The organism is Christiangramia aestuarii (assembly GCF_009735585.1).
GTDB classification, from domain to species: domain Bacteria; phylum Bacteroidota; class Bacteroidia; order Flavobacteriales; family Flavobacteriaceae; genus Christiangramia; species Christiangramia aestuarii.
This window is the reverse complement of the sequence record NZ_VJVW01000005.1, coordinates 202,796-224,580: the sequence shown is the minus strand read 5'-3', so window position 1 is coordinate 224,580 and position 21,785 is coordinate 202,796. Positions and strand designations below refer to the sequence as shown.

The window sequence follows — 21,785 nt, the reverse complement described above, 5'->3', positions numbered from 1 at the left end:
ATTTGAGGGTTGAATTTTAAGAAAATTTTATGCATACTTACTTCCGAGCCTGAATATAAAAAACCTTTCCCAGAAAGGCTATTATTTTTACATGAAATCACATAAAACTTTTGTTAAAGTACGATATGCCGAAACCGATCAGATGGGGGTGGTGCATCACGGGATTTATCCGCAATACCTTGAAATTGCCAGACTTGAGTGGTTAGATGACCTCGGCATCTCCTACAAAAGTATGGAAGAGGAAGGGATAATGTTGCCGGTATTCGAACTAAATTTAAAATACCATAAACCTATCACTTTTGATGAAAAACTGCTCATCGAAACGCGCCTTCGGGAGATGCCAAATGTTAAAATTACCTTTGACTATCTCATCTTCAATGAGAAGGGGGAAAAGGTGACTTCGGCGGTATCAACATTGGTATTTATGGATGCAAAATCGAGACGCCCGGTAAGGTGTCCCAGCTATATTTTCGAGAAGCTTCAGGCCTAGATTTCAAGTTTAGAAATCTCTACTTTATAGGTGTTGTCAAATTTTGAAAAAATGCTCTCAGCGTCCTTTTTTCTTACCGAAATAAAGATCTTACAATCTATTTCAAGCTTCTGATCTATCACATTCAGGTTGTTCTGTTTGATCACCTGCATGACCTTGTTCATTTCCGGGTAATCGAATTTTACCACGAAGACTTCGTCTATGGTCCTTTTTATGATGTCTGAAGCCTCCAACGCCATCTGGGCCGCGGTCTTGTAGGCGTTGATGAGTCCGCCCACTCCTAATTTCACCCCGCCAAAATACCTTACCACCACGATGAGGATGTTAGTAACTTCAAAGGATTGTATCTGCCCGTAAATAGGCATTCCTGCAGAATTCGAAGGTTCGCCGTCATCGTTGGCCCGATATTGAAATTCTTCCTTGCCTAGCTGCCAGGCGTAGCACCAGTGGCGGGCCTTATGATGTTTCGCCCTTAATTCTTCCAGATGTTGATTGGCTTCTTCTTCGGTTTTGATAGGGAAGGCATATCCAAAGAACTTGGAGTTGCGATCCTTGAACAAAACTTCGGGGGAAGGCGCGGTTATGCTTTTGTAGGTGTCTTTCATATCGCCGAATTTGCTACAAGAATTATACTAAGAATGGCCAGCCCAAGCCCGATCCAGTTTTTGGGGATCAGTCTTTCTTGGAAGAGAAGGATTCCTAGCAGGGTAGAGACGGTAACAATCGCCACATGATTCATTGTAAAGATGGTGGAGCTGTCGAAACCCTTGCTGCGTAAAGCCAGCACGAGAAAATAGATGGAAAAATAATTGGGGATGCCCAGGGCGATCCCTCCCAGGATATTTTTGAAATTTATTTTAAGCCTTCCCATTAAGCCCTGTACGATAAGAATGATGGTTCCGATTATTCCTGCAGTGGCAAAGATCGTGGAAGAGAATAAACCTACATCTGTTTCTGAAACATAATTGGTTTCCAGGTATTTAAGACTGGTGTCTATGATACCACTGCCCAGGAATACCAGCAACGGGAAGACCAGGTTCTTGCTTTTTATGCTAATACCTTCCTTAGACTTTATGGAGGTAAGATAAACTGCGGCCAGGGCGAGGATGATTCCCAGGATCTTTAATATTCCGGTGCTTTCATTATATAAGAAGATCCCGAAAAGTACGGGAATAGCAACAGACATCTTGGTAGCTACCGCCACTACAGACATTCCGCTCTTTTGAGTGGTGATGGCGGCCAGATTAAAGACCGCGATGAACAGGAAGCCAAGCATCAGGGCGCCGGGGAACCAGCTCTCCGATGGGACGTGTCCAAAACTTGTATTTTCTATATATCCGAAAAACCCAACGGTGCAGGCTACAAAATAATTTACGATGATGGCTTGCAGGGTGTTAACCCCGAATCTTTTGTATAGTCTAAAGACTACGAATATAACGGTAGAAGAAAGGACGCTTAACAGCAGGTAGATCAAAACAGGTCGCTTTTAGTGGTGAACAGGTCTATGACATCCTCACGGGTTGGCTCAATATTCCAGGTCTTGAATCCAAGCCTGGCAGCTGTCGCCGTATTTTCCTCAGTATCGTCGATAAAAAGGCAGTTTTCCGGTTTGAGGTCGTGCTCCTGTAATACGAATTCAAAAATATCGGGGTTGGGTTTGCGCATTCCTATTTCGTGAGAAAGATAAAAGGCATCAAAGCACTTTTTGAAATCCTCAAAAAAAGGCACTTGCTGTTTTATAAATTCAATATGGTTTTCGTTAGTGTTGCTTAAAAGTATGAGCCTGAAATTCTTTTCTTCAGAAAGCTTTTTGATGAACCTGTACCTGTATTCCGGGAATTCAAGGAGAATGGAATTCCATGAACTTAAAAAATCCTCTTTTTTCATCTGCGGAAAATGGGTTCTGTAATGTTCTGAGATCTCGTCTGAAGTTACGAATCCCTGTTCATAATCCCTGTTCCTGGCCATCAGGGCTTCGGGTAACTCCTGAATATCCATCTTTTTCAGGTTGCGGTTGGTCGCCTCTTTATCTAAATTGATAAAGACATCTCCAAAATCAAATATTATCGTCTTGATCATTCTTGTAAATTTTTAATCTGTCTCCAGAAATATCCTTTTCAGAGACCAGTTTTCCTGAAAGTTCAGGCGCCTTCAGGCCATTTTTAAAATCGGCTGCCCCGGTGAATATTCTTGCTTCGTCCCACAGGCCGGCATCTATGAATTGTTGTAAGGTGTTTTGCCCACCTTCTATAATGACCGATTGTATTTCATGTTTATACAGCACTTCGCAGACAGCTGCGGCGATATTCCGGGAAAATTCTACCTCTTCATAGATAAGGTCGCCTTTGATATTCTTTTCCGAACTTTTTCCTGTAATGACTATGGTCTTCTGTTTTCCATCCAGCACCGAATAATCAGCGGGAGCTTTCAGGTCCCGGTCTATGATAATGCGGGTGGGATTGTTCCCCGTCCATTTTCGAACATTCAGGCTCGGGTTATCATCCAGCAGGGTTTTAGTGCCTACCAGGATGCCAGGTTCCTCGCTTCTCCATTTATGTACCAGCTGTCCCGAATATTTATTGGTGATCCAGACCGGCCTTTTTTCATCTCTTTTTTCAGGCGCCATAAAACCGTCCCTGGTCTGGGCCCATTTTAGAATGATATAAGGTCGTTGCTTTTTATGAAAAGTAAAGAATCGCCGGTTTAAGTGCTGACATTCTTTCTCGAGGATACCAACTTTAACTTCACAGCCTGCTTCCATGAGTTTCTTAATTCCCCTTCCGGCTACCTTCGCAAAAGGATCCATGCTGCCTATCACCACCTTTTTTATTCCCCTGGCGATAATAAGGTCGCTGCAGGGAGGTGTCTTACCAAAATGGCTGCAGGGTTCAAGGCTCACGTAAATGGTAGACTTCTTCAGAAGGCTTTCATCCTTAACCGAATTAATGGCATTTACCTCGGCATGTGCTTCACCGGCTTTCTGGTGCCAGCCTTCGCCAATGATCCGGTCTTTATAAACGATCACACTGCCTACCAGGGGATTCGGATAGGTGTTTCCAAGGCCGTTTTGGGCCAGTTCTATACAGCGTTTTATGTATTTTTCGTGTATATTCACGTCACAAAAATAGAATTAATTAGGCAGAATGAATACATGGAAAATTCGGGAAATAAAACCCGAAGATAATCAGCAGGTTAAAGAATTAATTAGGAAAGTGCTGGTTGAGATGGGAGTTCCAAAAGTAGGGACCGCTTATGAGGATAAGGCGCTGGATGATATGACCGCAACCTATGCAGATGATAGAATGGCCTATTTTGTTGTTGAAGAAAATTCGAGAATTATCGGCGGTGCCGGGATCGCGCCTTTAACAGGCTTAGAAGAAAAGATCTGTGAGCTTCAAAAAATGTATTTTCTACCGGAAGCCAGGGGAAGGGGAATAGGAATGAAGATGATCACTCAATGTCTGGAATTTGGCCGGCAAAATGGGTTTGAGAAGTGTTATATAGAAACCTTGCCATATATGGAGAACGCCCGGCGACTTTATGATAAGAATGGTTTTGAGGTTATTGAAAAACCTCTGGGGGATACCGGTCATTACAACTGCACGGTTTTTATGCTGAAGGATCTTTAATTTAGAAGCATGCAGGTCTCTCAATTAAAATATCAATTTCAGGAAGCTTTAAAAGATGAATTTCCTCAAACTGAAATAGACTCTTTTTTCTATATCCTTACAGAACATTATCTAGGCCTGGGTAGGTTAGATATCGCCCTGAATCCCGGTGTGGAGGTTTCAGAAGATCAGCATCAAAAGTTTGAAAAGGCTCTGCTCAGGCTTAAAGATCATGAGCCTGTTCAGCATATTACAGGAGTCGCCCAGTTTTACGGTTATAGCTTCAGGGTTAATAAAAGTACTCTTATTCCCAGGCCTGAGACCGAAGAGCTGGTAGATTGGATCATTTCAGATCATAAAGATTCCAGGCAAAGACTAGAAATCCTGGATATTGGGACCGGTAGCGGCTGTATTCCTGTGAGCCTGGCCAAAGAGCTGAAAAACTCACAAGTAAGTTCTTTCGATATCTCGAAAGAGGCCCTGGATTTGGCAAGAGTTAATGCCAGGGAGAATTCGGTAAAAATAGATTTCCACGAGGTAAACATTCTGGAAACCGAAAGCCTGGAAGCTAAATATGACATTATCGTTTCGAATCCTCCCTATGTTAGGGAGCTGGAGAAAAATGCCATGCACAAAAATGTGCTGGACCATGAGCCCGCAACTGCTTTATATGTGAAGGATGATGATCCCTTGGTTTTTTACCGGAAGATAGCAGAACTGGCTCTGGATGCGCTAAAAGAGAATGGAATGCTATATTTTGAGATCAACCAGTACCTGGGTAAAGAGACCAAACAAATGCTGGAGGAATTAGGTTTTGAAGCCGAACTTAAAAAGGATATTTTTGGCAATCATCGATTGCTGAAAGCAAGCAGGAAATAATATAATGAACAACCGGAATAAGATACATAACCTGGCCGTATTCTGTGCCAGTAGTGATGGCAACGACCAGCAGATCTACGAGACTGCTTATGATATTGGAAAGCAAATGGCCAGCCAGGGAATTCGCCTGGTCTATGGCGGTAGTAAGCTTGGGTTAATGGGCCAGGTGGCTCGAGGAGTCATGGAGCACACGGGAAAAGTAACAGGGGTGATCCCAGACTTCCTGAAAACAAAGGAAGTGGTACACGAAAGCCTGGATAAGCTTATCACAACCCAGGATATGCACGAAAGAAAACTCACCATGAACGAGTTGAGCGATGCTTTTATTGCCCTACCGGGTGGTTTTGGTACTTTTGAGGAGCTTTTTGAGATCGTTACCTGGGCGCAACTGGGGCTGCACCGAAAGCCAATTGGTCTTCTTAATATTGGGGGCTTTTATGATGACCTTGTGCAAATGCTGAATAAGATGTGTTTAAAAGGACTTTTGAAAAAGGACAACCTGGATATTTTGCTGATTTCAGATGATTTCGAGGATTTACTTGAACAAATGAGAAGTTTTGAGCCTAAACCGGTTCCAAAATGGATGAATAAGAATCAAACATAAATCATGAAAATAAGATCTCTAAGTGTATATACCTCCAATCTCGAGGAACAGCTCGATTTCTACCGGGATGAGCTGGGCTTTGAGGTCTCTGGCCTTTCAGAAGATAGCTTCGAGCTGAAAATGGGCTATTCTGTGCTAAAGTTCAAATATCGCGAAAATGCCACTCCCTATCACATCGCTTTGCATGTGCCAGATAATCAGGAAAAGGAAGCCCTGGAATGGCTGGAGAGTATCGTGCCGGTGCTAGACTATAATACAGATAAGATCATAGACTTTTCTAACTGGGAAGCTAAATCGGTCTATTTCTACGACCGGGATCATAACATTATGGAATTTATATCCCGCCGGGAATTTCATGCGCCAGAATCGGCCATCTTTAATGCCGATAATATAGTGGGAGTCGCAGAAATTGGCTTGGTTACCAATGATATTACCAGCAAATTCGAAAAGCTGAACCTGGAATGTAACCTCAACAGGTTCGACGGGGATTTTGAAAGGTTCTGTGCGATCGGTGAGGCTTCAGGATTACTGATCACTATCGATGGTGATAAAAAAGACTGGTTTCCTACAGGAGATAAGGCCCATGGTTCAGATTTCGAGCTGGAATTTGAACACTCAAAAAATAAATATCAACTGGAATTCAGCAAGGATAAGCTGAATATTTCCAAAGTCTAATACCAAGCATATATTAATATGGACGTCGAAAAAAGGATTCAGGAGCTACGAGAGGAACTTCAGCAGCATAACTACAATTATTATGTGCTGGATAAACCCCAGATAAGCGATTATGAATTCGATATGAAGCTAAAGGAGCTTCAGGAACTCGAAGAAAAACATCCCGAATTTGAAGATCCTAACTCTCCAACCCAGAGAGTTGGTGGAGCGATTACCAAGAATTTCGAGACCGTGGTGCACGATCACCGGATGTATTCGCTCTCCAATTCCTATTCAAAAGAGGAGCTGGAAGAGTGGGAGACGAGGCTTAGAAAGGTGGTCGACGGTAAGCTGCAGTATGTGTGCGAACTTAAATACGATGGAGCGTCCATAAGTCTAACCTATAAAAATGGTATCCTGGACAGGGCCGTGACCCGGGGAGATGGTTTCCAGGGAGATGATGTGACCAATAATGTTCGTACTATTAGGTCTGTGCCATTAAAATTGAAGGGTAGTTTTCCTGAGAAATTTGACATCAGGGGAGAGATCGTTCTTCCTTATGAAGGCTTTGCGAAAATGAATGCGGAAAGGGTGGATATAGGGGAAGAGCCTTATGCGAATCCAAGAAATACGGCTTCGGGAAGTTTGAAACTTCAGGATAGTGCCGAGGTGGCAAGAAGGCCTTTGGAATGTCTTTTATACAGCATTGTTGGGGAAAATACCGGTATAGAATCCCAGTTCGAAGGCCTGGAAAAGGCCAGGGAATGGGGGTTTAAGGTTCCGCAGGAATCAGAATTGAAAAATTCTATAGAAGAGGTGCTGGATTATATCAACTACTGGGATAACCACAGGCACGACCTGCCTTATGAGACAGATGGAGTGGTGGTGAAAGTAAATAGTTTTTACCAACAGGAGGAGCTTGGGCATACCGCCAAATCACCCAGGTGGGCCATGGCTTACAAGTTCAAGGCAGAGCAGGAAAGTACTAAACTGGAAAAGATCACCTACCAGGTGGGAAGAACAGGGGCTATTACCCCGGTTGCCAATCTGCAGCCAGTACAACTGGCCGGTACAATTGTTAAAAGAGCCTCCCTGCATAATGCAGACCAGATAGAGAAACTGGATGTGCGCGAGGGAGATACTGTTTTTGTGGAAAAAGGAGGGGAGATTATCCCGAAAATCGTTGGGGTAGATTTTACCAGGCGGGATCCGGATAGCGAACCTACCAAATACGCGACCCATTGCCCTGAATGTGATACGGAGCTTGTTCGAAATGAAGGCGAAGCCCAGCATTACTGCCCGAATACCAATGGATGTCCGCCGCAGATCATTGGCCGTATTCAGCATTATATTTCCCGTAAGGCCATGGATATAGAAGGCCTTGGAGGAGAAACCGTAGCCTTGCTGGTAAATGCCGGCCTTATTGAAAATTATGCCGACCTGTATACCCTCAAAAAGGAAGATATACTTCCCTTGGAGCGTATGGCCGAAAAATCTGCCGACAATCTGATCTCGGGGATCGAAAAATCTAAGGAAATCCCTTTTGAAAGAGTGCTTTTCGCTCTGGGAATTAGGTATGTTGGAGAGACTGTGGCTAAAAAACTGGCCAAACATTTTAAGAATATAGATGCACTGGCTGCGGCTTCTGAAGAAGAACTGGTGAATGTAGATGAGATAGGCGCGAGGATCGCCTGGAGCGTGGCCGACTTTTTTAATGCTGAATCTAACCGCGAGATCGTTCAGAGGCTAAAGGATTACGGGGTACAGCTGGAGATTTCTGCAGAGAAACTGGCAAATCAAACCGATGTCCTGGGAGGTAATAGTTTCGTGATCTCAGGGGTTTTTGAAAAGGTTTCCAGGAATGATCTTAAAAAGATGATCGAGGATAATGGCGGAAAAGTCTCCAGTTCAATTTCTTCCAAGACCAATTACCTGGTGGCAGGTGCCAATATGGGACCAAGTAAACTGGCAAAGGCAGAAAAGCTTGGAACCAATATCATAAGTGAAGATGATTTTCTGAAAATGCTGAATTAGAATGCTGAAAAACAGGATCTATCTAAGCTTTATATTTTTAATTTTCTGCTTAAGGTCATTGTTCTCCCAGGAATTGCCCGAAGGTTTCGTGTATGTGGATGAGGTGATCCCCGGGATCGTTCAGGAAATAAGATATGCCGGTGACTATAACTTTATTGGAAAACCCATTACCGGTTATGAAACCCCCAGGGCAATTTTGAGTAAGCCTGCGGCGGAAGCCCTTCGAAAGGTGCAGCAGGAGCTCATTATGAAAGACTATATGCTGAAGGTCTACGACGCCTATAGGCCGCAACGGGCGGTAGATCATTTCGTGGAGTGGGCACGGGACAGGGAAGACACTATAATGAAACAGGAATTCTACCCTAATGTTGCGAAAAAGAACCTTTTTGAATTTGGTTATATTGCGAGTAAGTCCGGTCATTCCCGGGGTAGTACGGTAGATCTTAGCATGATACATGTAGCTAATTGCGAAAATGTGGATATGGGTGGCAGTTATGACTTCTTTGGAGAAATATCCCATCATAATACGCAACAAATTAGCCCGGAACAGAAAAAGAACCGGGAGCTGCTTCGATTAACCATGAGAAAATACGGCTTCAGATCTTATTCTGAAGAGTGGTGGCATTATACCTATGACGCAGAGCCTTTTCCGGATAAATATTTTGATTTCCCGGTGAAATAAACTTATCTCACCGCGACCTTCGCGCCATCAGCCTTGATATTGTTCTGAGAATCCAGGAAGAAATCCACTCTTCCCAGGTAAAGTCCGTAGCATCCCACCTGGTTCACCAGTACCTTTTTTCCGGCCTTGTTGGTTTCCACACTTGGTTTTTCCAAAAAGGTGTGCGTGTGTCCTCCAATGATAAGATCGATATTTTCGGTTGCCCTGGCCAGTTTGACATCTGAGATCTTATTGCTTTTATATTCGTATCCTAAATGCGAAAGGCAGATCACCAGGTCGCAGTTTTCCTCATTTTTAAGTTTGGAGCTTACCTCCGTAGCCATTTCTACCGGATCCAGGTATCTGGTCTCTTTAAACAATTTGTCGTTTACAAGGCCCTGAAGCTCTATTCCAAGTCCAAAAACCCCGATCTTAACTCCATCTTTATTAAAAACCCTGTAATCCCTGGTTTTCCCATCCATTATGGTATTGCTGAAATCGTAATTTGAGATGACGAAATCGAAGTCGGCATGTGGTAACTGAGCGTAGAGGCCCTCAATGCCGTTGTCAAAATCATGATTTCCTAAAGTGGCGGCATCATACTTCAGCTTGCTCATCAATTTAAACTCCAGTTCCCCACCATAAAAGTTGAAATAGGGAGTCCCCTGGAAGATATCCCCGGCATCCAGTAGAAGCGTGTTCGGGTTTTCCTGCCTGATACTTTCAATCAGGCTGGCTCTCCTGGCCACACCTCCAAGGTTGGCATTTCTGCCTTCATCGGGTCCAAAGGGTTCTATATGGCTGTGCACGTCGTTAGTGTGGAGAATGGTAATATGCTTTTCAGCCGGTTTGAGAGATAGCGCAGAAAGGCCACCAAGGCTTAAAAATGCCGTCGCCGCGGCGGTATTCTGAATAAATTCTTTTCTTTTCATATCCTATTCTCTAGTGTAACGATCGTCTATACTGGTCTTGATGGTATCTACCTTCTTGAAATAATCGATAAGGGCATTCCTTATCTTGTAATCTGCGCCATACAGATTTACCGGGTCTTCGAAGAACTTCATATTGTCCCCTCCATTATAAAGATAATCTGAAGTTGCTACGAGGTAGGTTTGATCCTCGCTGATCTCTTTTCCCTTTACACGGGCTTCAAAAATGCTGTAATCATTATTGGCTTTTATTTTGATACCGCTCACCGGGTGCGCTCTTTTCGCTTTTTCCAGGTATCTTAACAGCTGCTTTACCTTTTTTCCGCTAAGCTCAGCTACTACGATCTCATTTTCAAATGGCATTAAATTATAGGCCGAACGGGTTGTAACACCTCCGGCCGGCAGTTCAGCTCTAATCCCGCCATGGTTTAGAAGAACGAAATCTATATCCCTGCCTGCTCTTTTCCTGATTACGGGGTTGGCCTGTACCATAACTATATCGGCCATTAGATTTCCCAGCGCCGTGTTCAGGTCTCCGTCGTTCTTGGAAAGAAGCTTGGGGTTGTAGGCTATTACTGAATCCAGGGTTTGGTTAAGATGTTCCTTGAAAGGAGCAATGAATTTAGTGATCTCTTCATCTCCCTCAAGTTCATTATCTATGGGAATTCTTTCTGATCTGGTCTCTGTCACAACAATATTCCCGGTTTTGTTTTCCTTGCAGGAAGCCAGGACGAGAAAAGAGGAAAGTAGAATGATTTGAATCTTGTTCATGGGCTTGAAATATTTTGCAAATATAAAAACAAAAAATCCAATCTGCTTTTCCTGAAAAATAGCCACACACAGCCTAGGCTTGATAAACTCGTAAAGAAAATTTAAATAAGCATATTGGCTTAAGGTTAAAAAAATCTTAAAAATCTATATTCTTTTTTATATTTACCCACCTCATTAATTATATATGAAGCGAAGTCAGGTTTTTATTTTGGCATGTGTACCTATGCTGATCCTTAGTTTGTGGGCTTTGATCTACGACATTTCCTGGCTCTCCAATGTTGCTGAACTCTCGGCTTACTTCATATTGCTGGCCGGTTTTTACAGAAAACTGAATTTAAAGAGCCTTAATGTAAGCCTGTTTTTAGGCTTTAGCGTGATAGCCGAAATACTTGGTTTTTTTAACGACACCCAGTACACAGGCCTTATGCTTATGTTCTTTCAAATGGCTTCTTATGTTTTCCTTACCCGGGAGGCACACAGGTATACCGAGCGTGAAACCGCTAACCGTTTTATGATCCTGTTTTTCTTAATGATGATAGGGGCCAATTGTTTTTTTGTGTACCGTCATTTTCAGGAACTGGAAAGCAAGATCGCGGGGATCGTTGAATTTGGATTTTACTCACTGTATTACCTGAACTTGCTGGTGCTGGTCATCGTTGGGCTTATCTATTATCTCAATTCTTATTCCCGAAAATCGGTTCTTTTCGTTACCCTGGTCATGGCCATCGTGGTGGCAGATATTTTAAGAGATATGTCAGTTTTCTACCTGCCAGATACGAGCGTGCTTTTACTGAAAAGTTTTCTTCAATTTAGCGCCATCATCCTGGCCTTCAAATTCTATTCAACCAAGGAAAGGAAGCTGAAACTTATAAACCTGGTCTAGCATTCAGATTTTATACAAATTGAGGAAACCTGTTAAATTCCAATATTTACGCGTCTTCCCGGTGAACTATCTCCCTTGTTGTTAATCTAATTTATTTACATTTGTCGCACCAAAAATCAATGATGATCCCTGTTAGACTCAAACATGCCATCTATTCCCGGAAAATTCGGAAAGCCTTAAATAGGAAGGAGAATTCAAGGGAGAATGTAAATAGGAAAATAGGGATAATTACAGATGCCGCAGATGGGGAAAGCATTCAGAAGTTGGTGAAGCTCTCTGGTGAATTAGGCTTTAAAAAGGAGGAGCTTAAGTTGGTGGTTCTAGGTGCCAATTTTGAAGTTTCCGGCATGGTTAAGGTGATTAAGCTGGATACCAGGGAAGTTTCAGCTTCAGGTAAGTTCAGGTCTCAGGAGATCCTGGATTTCCTTGCAGAAGAATTTGAACTTCTGGTCTGTTATTTCAGTAATAAGCAGGAACTTGCTTCACTGCTGGCTGCTGAAGCGAGGTCTGGAATGGTATTTGGAAATGCCCCAGATAATTTCGGGCTTTACCAGGTTGAGGTTCATGCTGCCGACCTGGATATTTTTCAGCAGGAAATAAAAAAATATTATAGAATTTTTAAAAGAGAATAATGATGGAATCCTTTGTAGGAACTGGAGTAGCATTAATCACTCCATTTAATGATGATTTGTCTGTAGATACCGCCGCGCTTACCGGGCTGGTAAAAGACCAGATCGAGAACGGGATAGAATACCTGGTGGTGCTGGGAACTACCGCAGAGAATGCGACCCTTAGCCATGAGGAAAAAGAACTGGTAAAGGAAACCGTAATCAAGGCAAATGAAGCTAAACTTCCGCTTATGCTGGGAGTAGGAGGAAATAATACTGCCGGAGTGGTAGAAGAGTTGAAAACATCTAACCTGGATGGTTTTGATGCCATCCTTTCGGTTTCACCATATTATAACAAACCCACGCAGGAAGGTATTTACCGTCACTTTAAAGCGGTGGCCGAGGCATCTCCACTTCCTATCATCCTTTACAATGTACCGGGAAGAACGGCTTCTAACATATTGCCGGAAACTATAAACCGTATCGCCAGGAATTTCAAGAACGTCATCGGGGTGAAAGAAGCTGCCGGGGACATCGTGCAGGCCATGAAACTCATAAGCATGGTGCCTGAAGATTTCAAGGTGATTTCTGGAGATGATATGATCACCCTGCCAATGACGCTGGCCGGAGGAAAAGGAGTGATCTCGGTAATCGGGCAGGGACTGCCTAGGGAATTTTCAGATATGGTGAGAGCCGGCCTTAAAAGTAACGTTGCTGAAGCCTATAAATTACATTATAAGATCGCTCCTTCCATAGACCTTATTTTCGCTGAGGGTAACCCGGCCGGGATCAAGGCCTTGCTGGCAAAAAAAGGAATGGTGAAGAACAATCTCAGGCTGCCGCTGGTGGAAGCTTCTGAAGCTTTAACGGCCAGGATCAATGACTTTATGGATAGATTTTAGATAAACTCTACAGAAAAAACTTTCCTGAAATACCTGCAATAATCGCTGCTTAAAGCTGTTATTTGTAAGGATTAGGAAAGTTTTTTTTTATAGTAACAAAAAATGTATTTTTGCCAGATGTTTTTACGTATCATGAAAAAAGGAATTCTTGTTTTAGGTTTACTATTGATGACGGTCTCTTGTAGCGAGTATCAACAGTTGCTTAAGAGTACGGAGACTGCTGAAAAGTATACCGCGGCAGAAGAGCTATATAACGAAGGCAAAGCAGAAGACAGCAATAAGAAGCTTAGAAAATCTTTAAGGCTGCTAGAGCAAATAGAACCTGAATTTCGCGGCAAACCACAAGGAGAGCGACTTGTTTTCCTTCTGGCAGATACGTATTACCAGCTGGGAGATTATATCAACGCGCCTTTCCAGTTCCAAAGATTTTTACAATTATATCCTAACAGCCAGAAGGCAGAGGAGGCTACATATAAAAAGGCATCCAGTCATTACTATATGTCTCCAAGGTATGACCTGGATCAGACAGATACTCATAAAGCAATTGAAGAATTACAGGTTTACCTGAATGAATATCCAGAAGGTGAATTCGTAGAGTCGGCTAATGAAAAAGCTACAGAATTAAGGATCAAGCTTGAGAAGAAAGCTTACGAGATCGCCAAACAATATCACCATACCGAATTCTATAAAGCGGCCATCGCTTCGTTTAATAACTTTATTTCAGATTACCCGGGGTCCCCATTCAGGGAAGATGCCTATTACTACAGGTTCGACTCGGCGTATAAACTGGCGATAAACAGTTTTCAGTTCCTGATGGAAGAGAGACTGGAAGAAGCGAAAGAATTTTACAAAGCTTACAAAAAATATTATCCTGAAGGAGAGTATATTCCGCAACTGGAAGACTCCTTATCAGAAATAGATAAAAGGTTACAGAATTTTTAATAACAGGAATGATGGATTTTAAGAAAATTGATGCACCGGTGAACACGACAACTATCGACAGGAACAAGGTAGATGAGCCAACCGGGAATATTTATGAAGCGATCTCTATAGTTGCTAAAAGAGCCGGCCAGATAAATGGTGAGATCAAAAAGGAATTATTAGAAAAGCTTGATGAATTTGCTACTTACAACGATTCTCTGGATGAGATCTTTGAGAATAAGGAGCAGATCGAGGTTTCTAAATTCTACGAGAGATTGCCAAAGCCACAGTCGCTTGCTATCCAGGAATGGTTAGAAGACAAGATCTACTACCGCAACACTAAGGATACCGAAGAATAGAATCTGGAAGCAAATATGTCTGTACTTAAGGGCAAAAAGGTTTTATTGGGAATTACCGGAGGTATTGCCGCATTTAAAACTGCCTCTTTAGTACGTTTATTTGTAAAGGCAGGTGCCGAGGTAAAGGTTGTCATGACGCCTGCTGCCAAAGAATTTATCACTCCGCTTACACTTTCCACCCTTTCCAAAAACGAGGTCTTTTCCTCGTTCACAGATGAGGAGGATGAAAATGCGAAATGGAATAATCATGTTGAACTCGGCCTCTGGGCCGATTTCATGCTTATAGCCCCTGCTACTGCCAGTACGCTTTCTAAAATGGCTTCGGGCAACAGCGATAATTTCCTGCTGGCGACTTACCTTTCAGCCAAATGTCCGGTCTTTTTTGCACCTGCCATGGACCTGGACATGTATAAACACCCTTCCACCAGCAAAAGTTTTAAGACCCTGGAAGCTTATGGGAATATAATGATCCCTGCCGGTACCGGCGAGCTTGCCAGTGGCCTGCATGGTGAAGGAAGAATGGCCGAACCTGAAGATATTTTAGAATTCCTGGAAGATCGTTTTACCCGTGACCTGCCTTTAAAAGGTAAAAAAGTGGTCATTACTGCCGGGCCTACATACGAAGCTATAGATCCCGTACGTTTTATAGGAAACCATTCCAGTGGAAAAATGGGTTATGAAATTGCCTTTAACGCCGCCGAAATGGGTGCTGAAGTTGTATTGATCTCTGGTCCTACGCATCTAAATTTAGATGATAAAAGGATAGATTTGATAAGAGTTACCAGTACGAGGGATATGTATGAAGCTGCCCATGAGAATTTTGGAAATGCAGATGTTTTTATCGCTGCTGCGGCCGTGGCAGATTATAAGGCTAAGACGGTGGCCGATAAAAAGATCAAGAAAAACGATGATACTCTGAGCCTGGAATTAACTAAAACAGAAGATATCCTGTTTAGCCTCGGGCAGGTGAAAGCCTCCCAGAAGCTGATAGGTTTCGCCCTGGAGACCAATAACGAAGAGGAAAACGCAAGAAAAAAGCTGAAAAAGAAGAATCTTGATTTTATTGTTTTAAATTCACTGAACGATAAAGGAGCCGGATTCAAGGGTGATACCAATAAGATCAGCATCATATATCCGGACAGGAAAAAAGACTTCGAACTGAAAACAAAAAGCGAGGTCGCCAGGGATATTTTAAAGGAGATCGTAGAATTAATAAATGCATAAGATATTTAGTTTCATAATGATTTTTGTTGGCCTGCAGGTGTGTACGGCCCAGCAACTCAATTGTGAGATCATCGTGAATGCTGAACAGACCGGGCAGAACAACCTTTCCGTTTTTAAAACCCTGGAAAGATCTCTTACCGAATTCGTGAATCAGACCACCTGGACCGAAAGGAAATTCCAGCCACATGAGCGAATTAATTGCAGCATGTTCATCACCATCACCAGTTTTGAAGGTGAGAATTTTAATGGCACCATCCAGGTACAATCCTCCAGGCCGGTATACGGAAGTTCCATGATAACTCCTGTGTTCAACTTTAACGATGAACAGTTCAGTTTTGCTTATCGCGAATATCAGCCATTGGATTACAGCCAGAACACCTATACATCGAATCTCGTCTCTGTGATCTCATTTTATATCTACACCATTCTAGGGATGGATGCAGATACCTTTGCTCTTAACGGCGGAACTACCTATTACGAGGAAGCCAATCGTATAGTGACCAATGCTCAACAGGGCAATTACCGCGGTTGGAAGGGATCTGACGGGCAGCGTTCCAGGTTCAGGTTAATTACAGACCTGCTGGCGAACACTTTTGCCGAATACAGGTCTGCTCTATATGATTATCATCGCCTGGGGCTTGACGTGATGCACGAAGATATCCTGGCCGGAAAAACCCAGATCGCTGAAGCGCTTAACGATTTAGAGGTAATGAATAACAGGAGGAACAATTCCCTCTTGCTTAGAACCTTTTTCGATTCTAAGGCAGATGAGATCTCTTCTATCTACTCGGGAGGGCCTGCCTTTGGAGATACCGCAGGGCTGGTTGAAACCCTAAATAATATCGCCCCGAGATATGCCAGAAACTGGCGAAATATTCGCTAGGGTTTTTGGTTGATTTCATTACTTTTCTCTCGTATATTTAGCACAAATTTTAACCGATTTGCTTACATCTCTATCTATTAAGAATTACGCCCTAATCGAAGATATAAATATCGATCTAAAGGCCGGTTTTACTATTATTACCGGAGAAACCGGAGCGGGTAAATCTATCATGCTGGGAGCTTTAGGTCTGTTGCTTGGCGACAGGGCAGATTTCAGCTCTATTCGGGATACCAACAAGAAATGCGTTATCGAAGGTAGCTTCAGCATCTCTAATTATAAACTGGAGGATTTCTTTAAAAAACAGGATCTCGATTACGAGCAGCAAAGCATCATTAGAAGGGAGATATTGCCTTCGGGAAAATCCCGGGCATTTATAAACGATACGCCGGTAAAGATCACGGCCCTTCAGAAACTAGGTACTTACCTTATCGATATTCACAGCCAGCATGAGACCTTAAGCCTGGGCAATGCAGATTACCAGTTCAATGTGATAGATACTATTGCCAAGAATGAGTCGGTTATTTTGCAGTATCGCAGGGAATTAAAGGAATATAAGATCTTACAGAACAGGTTCGAGGAGCTAAAGGAGGAGCAATCCCAGGCCGCAAAGGAATACGATTATAATATTTTCCTGTTGAACGAGCTGGAAGAGGCAAATCTCAAGCCAGGAATGCTGGAAGAGCTGGAAGAGCGTTACGAGGAGCTGAACAATGTTGAGGAACTTACTGAAAATCTGAGTTCAGCGATCAATTTATTACAACAGGAGGAGGTAGGGAGCCTCGAAAGCCTCAAAAGCGTTAGATCCCATCTTGCAAAGATCGCCCAGTTTTCAGCCAGCTATGAGAGTTTTCATGAAAGGGTACAAAGTGCGATCATCGAGCTGGACGACCTGGAGGCAGAAATGACCAATGCCCTGGACAGGGTAGAGGCCAATCCCGAGGAGCTGGAAATGGTGAACCAGAAACTGCAGGTGATCTATAATCTTCAGAAAAAGCACAATGCCGAGAATATCGAGGAGCTGCTGGATATCATGAGCGATCTTAGGCAGAAGGTTTCCGTAACCGAAAATGCCGACGCAGCCCTGGAAGAGATTCAGAAAGAGATAAAGTTGCAAAAGGAGAAACTGTCTGAGATCGCAGGGAAACTGCACGAGAACAGGCAGAAGATCATCCCGGCCTTTATTGAACAAACCGAGAAGATCCTGAAAGATCTGGGGATGCCAAATGCCAGGCTGAACATCGAACTTGAACGTGGCACAGAATTCCTGGCCAACGGGCAGGATAAACTGGAATGGTATCTCGCCGCAAATAAGGGTGGAAGTTTTAAGGAGATCAAAAAAGCCGCTTCCGGAGGAGAGCTTTCCAGGATCATGCTAGCCGTTAAGAGCATACTTGCCGCACAGAGCAAGCTACCTACCATTATATTTGATGAGATAGACACGGGGGTTTCGGGTGAGATTGCTAAAAAAATGGGTGAGATCCTTCAGAAAATGGGTAACACTATGCAGGTGATCGCCATTACGCACCTGCCGCAGATCGCAGGGAAGGGAGCCACTCATTTTAAGATCTTTAAAGAAGATAACGAGATCGCGACCCAGACCAAGATCATCAGGCTGGAAGAAGAGCAGCGTATCGAGGAACTGGCGCTTATGCTTGGCGGGAACACCAAAAGTGATTCTGCCAGGGCTCATGCAAGGGCCTTGCTTAATTAGAATTGAGAATTTAGTAGTGAGTAAATTGTCATTGTGAGCGAAATGCAATCCAACAGGCATGTCTAAATTTTATGGTAGTTTTCAATAAATTGAAAAATCAGCAGTTCCCCAAATTTCAAATTCTTAGATACTGATTACTGAATACAAAATACTGCTAAGTCGTTTCCACTAACTTTGCTATATTTACAAGCTTAACAACCACAAAATAAAAATCACATGTCATATAACCTGTTAAAAGGTAAACGAGGAATTATTTTCGGAGCGCTGGATGAGAACTCCATTGCCTGGAAAACTGCCGAAAAGGTGCATGAAGAAGGAGGTAAATTCGTGCTTACCAACGCGCCAATTGCAATGAGAATGGGTAGCATCAAGAACCTGGCTGAAAAGACCGGTTCTGAGATCATTCCTGCAGACGCGACCAAAGTGGAAGACCTGGAAAACCTGGTAGAAAAGTCCATAGAAATCTTAGGGGGTAAGATCGATTTCGTACTTCATTCCATCGGAATGTCGGTAAACGTTAGAAAAGGAAATCATTATACAGACATGAACTATGATTTCACTACCAAAGGCTGGGACGTTTCTGCGGTATCTTTTCACAAGACCATGCAGGTGCTTTACAAAAAAGATGCTATGAACGAGTGGGGAAGTATTGTTGCGCTTAGTTATATGGCGGCACAGCGAGTATTCCCAGATTACAACGATATGGCAGACAATAAAGCGTATCTGGAATCGATCGCCCGTAGCTTTGGTTATTTCTTCGGAAAGGACAAGAAAGTAAGGGTGAACACCATTTCGCAGTCTCCTACGCCAACCACGGCCGGGCAGGGTGTAAAAGGCTTTGATGGCTTTATCGCTTTTGCTGAAAAAATGTCCCCGCTAGGAAATGCTACGGCAGAAGAATGCGCGGAGTATACTTTGACCCTTTTCTCAGATCTTACAAAAAAAGTTACCCTTCAGAACCTTTATCACGATGGTGGTTTCTCCAATACTGGAGTAAGCCAGGAAGTGATGGAAGCATTTGTCAAAGACGAAGAGTAAAAATTAATAAACTTATGCTGCCGAAAGCTACTTCTTTGAAGGAGGGTTTTCGGCAGTATTATTTTGAAACCATTACATGCAACCAGAGTATTCCTTTATTGTTCCGGTATATAATCGCCCCGACGAGATCAGGGAGTTGCTGGAAAGTATGAGGAAGATCATTTCCAAGGTTTCCTTTGAAGTGGTGATCGTGGAAGATGGTTCAAGTATAAGGGCAGATAAGGAGGTTAAGAAATTTTCTGAAGATCTCAATATCAGTTATTACTATAAAAGCAATTCCGGCCCCGGGGATTCTCGTAATTTCGGAATGAAAAAGGCCAGGGCAGATTATTTTCTCATCCTGGATTCTGATGTCATCCTTCCCGAAAATTACCTCAGGGAGGTGCATGCTTTTCTTTCTGAGAGGCCATGTGACTGTTTTGGTGGCCCAGATGCGGCTCATGAATCCTTTAGTGATATTCAGAAGGCTATAGATTATACCATGACCTCTTTTTTTACCACTGGCGGAATTAGGGGTGGAAAAAAGGCGGTGGATGAGTTCCAGCCCCGTAGTTTTAATATGGGTCTTAGCCGCAGGGCTTTTGAGGCAAGTAAAGGTTTCGGGCAGATTCACCCCGGAGAGGATCCCGACCTAAGTCTTAGACTGAAAAAATCAGGGTTTAGGATCTGTCTTATTCCTGGAGCAAAGGTATTTCATAAACGCCGGATAGACTGGAGCAAGTTCTATCTTCAGGTCAAGAAATTCGGGATGGTAAGGCCTATTCTTAATAAATGGCACCCGGGATCGGCCAGGATCACCTACTGGTTCCCCAGCTTTTTTATTCTTGGATTTCTTATTTCAATTTTGTTGGCAATTGCCGGCGAAAGCTTCTTCCTGGGGGGGTACCTTATTTATTTCCTAATTATTGCCTTGGATGCAGCGATAAAAAATAAAAGTATTTATATTGGTATACTCGCGATAAGGGCTGCGATGGTCCAGTTTACGGGTTACGGATTAGGATTTTTAAACTCCACCATCAAGACCGGTTTACTGAACAAAAATCCCGAAAAGGAATTTCCACAACTATTTTTCAAAAAAGATGGAGCTGCGTAAAAAACCAAGATTTAAAAAATCCAGTGTGAAGACCTTCAGTTTCTTCCTGGTCTTTTCTGCAGTGGTCTGGATACTGGTCCAGTTTTCCAAAACCTATACGCAGGTGATAGAGATTCCGGTTAGTTACATAAACACCCCGCTGGATAAGAGTATTTCTGAAGACAGGCCAGACCATGTGGACCTGCAGTTACAGGATAATGGTTTCAGCATATATTACTATAAATTTTTTAATCCCAGGCTGGAAGTAGATCTCTCCCAAGCCCGGGAAAATGATGGTAAGCTGGTTTATTCCCTGCAGAACCATCTTTCGGATATCGAGCAGCAATTGAAGATAGATTTTGAAAACTCCCTGATTGTGCAGGAAGAGATCGTGGTGCCATTTCAGTTCAAAAAAGAGAAGATGCTTAAGGTAGAGCCCAGGATTGAGGTGAGCTACGCCGTAGGATTTTCGGCCGATGAGCCGATAAAACTGCAACCAGATTCAGTAAAAGTTAGCGGTCCCGAGGAGATCATCGACAGTCTTACCAGTGTGCCTACTAGGTCTATTAAATTGAATAAGGTGAATAATGATCTTAACGGACAGGTAGGCCTTGATACTTCCAGCCTGGGAGAATTGAGCTTCTACGAGAATACCGTAAAATATTTCCAAGAAGTTGAAAAGTTCACCGAGGGTAGTGCCGAAATTGCCGTGGAGGTGATCAATGTACCAGATGACCTTAACCTGGCTTACTTTCCTAAAACCGTAATCGTCTATTACCAAGTGAACCTGCAGCAGTTCGAGAGCGTAAGCTCTGCCGACTTCAGGGTGATTTGCAATTATAAGGACATCAAGAAAGGAGACGATTATATGATCGCCCAGATCGTGGAAAAGCCCGATTTTGTAAATAACGTAAGGCTGAACGAGCGCCGCATTCAATTCGTGATCAAAAGATGAAAATAGTTGGACTCACTGGCGGGATAGGCAGCGGGAAGACCACCGTAGCCGGATTTTTCAAAGAAATGGGCATACCGGTTTATATAGCTGATGAGGCAGGGAAAAGGCTGATGTCAACTTCCGAAGAAATACGGGAAAAGATCATAGGCCTTTTCGGGGAAAAGGCATACAAGGACAACCAGCCGGAACGTAAATTCATCGCCTCAAAAGTATTCAATGACCAGGAAATGCTGGCTAAACTAAACCAGATCATTCATCCTGCAGTGGCCAGAGATTTTGAACAATGGCACCGGAAGCAATCTTCAGAATATGTGATCTATGAAGCGGCCATTCTTTTTGAAACCGGCGGATATAAAAAATGTGATTTTAGCATCCTGGTAAAAGCTCCACAAAAGTTAAGAATAGATAGACTTAAGAAAAGAGATAATAGCTCCAAAGAGGAAATTCAGCAGCGAATGAACAACCAGTGGAGCGATGAAAAGAAATCCAAACTCGCCGATTTCATAATAAATAACGAGGATCTGGAGCATACCAAACAACAGGTTGAACATATTCACTTCGAAATCTTAAAAGCAGGCAAAAATTCTTAGAAGTTCTGT

25 protein-coding genes are annotated in these 21,785 nt (G+C 43.0%); 19 read left to right on the top strand and 6 right to left on the bottom strand.

Annotated features, from left to right (window positions below):
* Positions 1 to 91 precede the first annotated feature (91 nt).
* On the top strand, positions 92 to 490 hold the full coding sequence (locus FLP08_RS13845; RefSeq protein WP_156277534.1) for an acyl-CoA thioesterase: 399 nt from the start codon (positions 92 to 94) through the stop codon (positions 488 to 490).
* Here FLP08_RS13845 and FLP08_RS13840 read toward each other — a convergent pair.
* From FLP08_RS13840 to ribD, 4 genes are read right to left on the bottom strand one after another with little or no spacing between them, the layout of a single operon-like run.
* On the bottom strand, positions 487 to 1,095 hold the full coding sequence (locus FLP08_RS13840; protein ID WP_156277533.1) for an IMPACT family protein: 609 nt from the start codon (positions 1,093 to 1,095) through the stop codon (positions 487 to 489). The genes FLP08_RS13845 and FLP08_RS13840 overlap by 4 nt on opposite strands.
* Complete coding sequence (locus FLP08_RS13835) at positions 1,092 to 1,964, bottom strand: EamA family transporter (protein WP_156277532.1); 873 nt, start codon at positions 1,962 to 1,964, stop codon at positions 1,092 to 1,094. Before FLP08_RS13835 ends, FLP08_RS13840 begins: the two co-directional genes overlap by 4 nt.
* Positions 1,961 to 2,569 carry an HAD family hydrolase gene (locus FLP08_RS13830; RefSeq protein ID WP_156277531.1) on the bottom strand — a complete coding sequence of 203 codons (609 nt, stop codon included), beginning with the start codon at positions 2,567 to 2,569 and terminating at the stop codon, positions 1,961 to 1,963. Before FLP08_RS13830 ends, FLP08_RS13835 begins: the two co-directional genes overlap by 4 nt.
* The gene (gene ribD / locus FLP08_RS13825; RefSeq protein ID WP_162431074.1) at positions 2,547 to 3,605 is read right to left on the bottom strand and encodes a bifunctional diaminohydroxyphosphoribosylaminopyrimidine deaminase/5-amino-6-(5-phosphoribosylamino)uracil reductase RibD; all 1,059 of its coding nucleotides are present in this window, start codon (positions 3,603 to 3,605) and stop codon (positions 2,547 to 2,549) included. Before ribD ends, FLP08_RS13830 begins: the two co-directional genes overlap by 23 nt.
* A 28-nt stretch (positions 3,606 to 3,633) precedes the next feature.
* Here ribD and FLP08_RS13820 point away from each other — a divergent pair, with 28 nt between their 5' ends.
* From FLP08_RS13820 to FLP08_RS13795, 6 genes are read left to right on the top strand one after another with little or no spacing between them, the layout of a single operon-like run.
* On the top strand, positions 3,634 to 4,119 hold the full coding sequence (locus FLP08_RS13820) for a GNAT family N-acetyltransferase (protein WP_156277529.1): 486 nt from the start codon (positions 3,634 to 3,636) through the stop codon (positions 4,117 to 4,119).
* A 9-nt stretch (positions 4,120 to 4,128) separates the two neighbouring features.
* A complete protein-coding gene (prmC, locus tag FLP08_RS13815; RefSeq protein WP_156277527.1) occupies positions 4,129 to 4,977 on the top strand; it encodes a peptide chain release factor N(5)-glutamine methyltransferase in 849 nt (282 codons plus the stop codon).
* A 4-nt stretch (positions 4,978 to 4,981) separates the two neighbouring features.
* Positions 4,982 to 5,581: an LOG family protein gene (locus FLP08_RS13810; RefSeq protein ID WP_156277525.1), complete on the top strand. Its 600-nt coding sequence runs from the start codon at positions 4,982 to 4,984 to the stop codon at positions 5,579 to 5,581.
* Positions 5,582 to 5,584: 3 nt separating this feature from the next.
* Positions 5,585 to 6,256, top strand: coding sequence for a VOC family protein (locus tag FLP08_RS13805; protein ID WP_156277523.1), 672 nt, complete (start codon positions 5,585 to 5,587; stop codon positions 6,254 to 6,256).
* An 18-nt stretch (positions 6,257 to 6,274) separates the two neighbouring features.
* A complete protein-coding gene (gene ligA, locus FLP08_RS13800) occupies positions 6,275 to 8,269 on the top strand; it encodes an NAD-dependent DNA ligase LigA (protein WP_156277521.1) in 1,995 nt (664 codons plus the stop codon).
* A gap of 1 nt (position 8,270) precedes the next feature.
* Positions 8,271 to 8,951 (top strand): M15 family metallopeptidase, encoded by a 681-nt coding sequence (locus FLP08_RS13795; protein ID WP_156277519.1) that lies wholly within the window; start codon positions 8,271 to 8,273, stop codon positions 8,949 to 8,951.
* A gap of 2 nt (positions 8,952 to 8,953) precedes the next feature.
* Here the strand turns inward: FLP08_RS13795 and FLP08_RS13790 are convergent, their stop codons facing one another.
* Positions 8,954 to 9,862 carry a bifunctional metallophosphatase/5'-nucleotidase gene (locus FLP08_RS13790; RefSeq protein WP_156277517.1) on the bottom strand — a complete coding sequence of 303 codons (909 nt, stop codon included), beginning with the start codon at positions 9,860 to 9,862 and terminating at the stop codon, positions 8,954 to 8,956.
* 3 nt (positions 9,863 to 9,865) lie between these two features.
* Positions 9,866 to 10,630 (bottom strand): 5'-nucleotidase C-terminal domain-containing protein, encoded by a 765-nt coding sequence (locus tag FLP08_RS13785; protein WP_156277515.1) that lies wholly within the window; start codon positions 10,628 to 10,630, stop codon positions 9,866 to 9,868.
* 184 nt (positions 10,631 to 10,814) lie between these two features.
* Here FLP08_RS13785 and FLP08_RS13780 point away from each other — a divergent pair, with 184 nt between their 5' ends.
* The 12 genes from FLP08_RS13780 to coaE all read left to right on the top strand — a co-directional run bounded on the left by FLP08_RS13780 (position 10,815) and on the right by coaE (position 21,776).
* Positions 10,815 to 11,513 (top strand): hypothetical protein, encoded by a 699-nt coding sequence (locus FLP08_RS13780; protein WP_156277513.1) that lies wholly within the window; start codon positions 10,815 to 10,817, stop codon positions 11,511 to 11,513.
* A 119-nt stretch (positions 11,514 to 11,632) separates the two neighbouring features.
* Positions 11,633 to 12,145, top strand: coding sequence for a DUF6913 domain-containing protein (locus FLP08_RS13775; protein ID WP_156277511.1), 513 nt, complete (start codon positions 11,633 to 11,635; stop codon positions 12,143 to 12,145).
* Between the two features lie 2 nt (positions 12,146 to 12,147).
* Positions 12,148 to 13,023, top strand: a complete 876-nt coding sequence (gene dapA, locus FLP08_RS13770) for a 4-hydroxy-tetrahydrodipicolinate synthase (protein ID WP_156277587.1) — start codon at positions 12,148 to 12,150, stop codon at positions 13,021 to 13,023.
* Positions 13,024 to 13,140: 117 nt separating this feature from the next.
* Entirely contained in the window at positions 13,141 to 13,965 is an 825-nt protein-coding gene (locus FLP08_RS13765) for an outer membrane protein assembly factor BamD (protein ID WP_202912775.1), read from the top strand.
* A gap of 11 nt (positions 13,966 to 13,976) precedes the next feature.
* Complete coding sequence (locus FLP08_RS13760) at positions 13,977 to 14,303, top strand: DNA-directed RNA polymerase subunit omega (protein ID WP_156277585.1); 327 nt, start codon at positions 13,977 to 13,979, stop codon at positions 14,301 to 14,303.
* Between the two features lie 15 nt (positions 14,304 to 14,318).
* The gene (gene coaBC / locus FLP08_RS13755) at positions 14,319 to 15,527 is read left to right on the top strand and encodes a bifunctional phosphopantothenoylcysteine decarboxylase/phosphopantothenate--cysteine ligase CoaBC (RefSeq protein WP_156277507.1); all 1,209 of its coding nucleotides are present in this window, start codon (positions 14,319 to 14,321) and stop codon (positions 15,525 to 15,527) included.
* A complete protein-coding gene (gene porD / locus FLP08_RS13750) occupies positions 15,520 to 16,410 on the top strand; it encodes a type IX secretion system protein PorD (RefSeq protein WP_156277505.1) in 891 nt (296 codons plus the stop codon). The genes coaBC and porD overlap by 8 nt, the downstream gene beginning before the upstream one ends.
* A gap of 58 nt (positions 16,411 to 16,468) precedes the next feature.
* On the top strand, positions 16,469 to 18,121 hold the full coding sequence (gene recN, locus FLP08_RS13745) for a DNA repair protein RecN (RefSeq protein ID WP_156277503.1): 1,653 nt from the start codon (positions 16,469 to 16,471) through the stop codon (positions 18,119 to 18,121).
* A 216-nt stretch (positions 18,122 to 18,337) separates the two neighbouring features.
* The gene (locus tag FLP08_RS13740; protein WP_156277501.1) at positions 18,338 to 19,159 is read left to right on the top strand and encodes an enoyl-ACP reductase FabI; all 822 of its coding nucleotides are present in this window, start codon (positions 18,338 to 18,340) and stop codon (positions 19,157 to 19,159) included.
* Between the two features lie 76 nt (positions 19,160 to 19,235).
* Positions 19,236 to 20,252, top strand: a complete 1,017-nt coding sequence (locus FLP08_RS13735) for a glycosyltransferase family 2 protein (RefSeq protein WP_156277499.1) — start codon at positions 19,236 to 19,238, stop codon at positions 20,250 to 20,252.
* Positions 20,239 to 21,186 (top strand): YbbR-like domain-containing protein, encoded by a 948-nt coding sequence (locus FLP08_RS13730; RefSeq protein ID WP_156277497.1) that lies wholly within the window; start codon positions 20,239 to 20,241, stop codon positions 21,184 to 21,186. Before FLP08_RS13735 ends, FLP08_RS13730 begins: the two co-directional genes overlap by 14 nt.
* Positions 21,183 to 21,776 (top strand): dephospho-CoA kinase, encoded by a 594-nt coding sequence (gene coaE, locus FLP08_RS13725; RefSeq protein ID WP_156277495.1) that lies wholly within the window; start codon positions 21,183 to 21,185, stop codon positions 21,774 to 21,776. The genes FLP08_RS13730 and coaE overlap by 4 nt, the downstream gene beginning before the upstream one ends.
* Positions 21,777 to 21,785 lie beyond the last annotated feature (9 nt).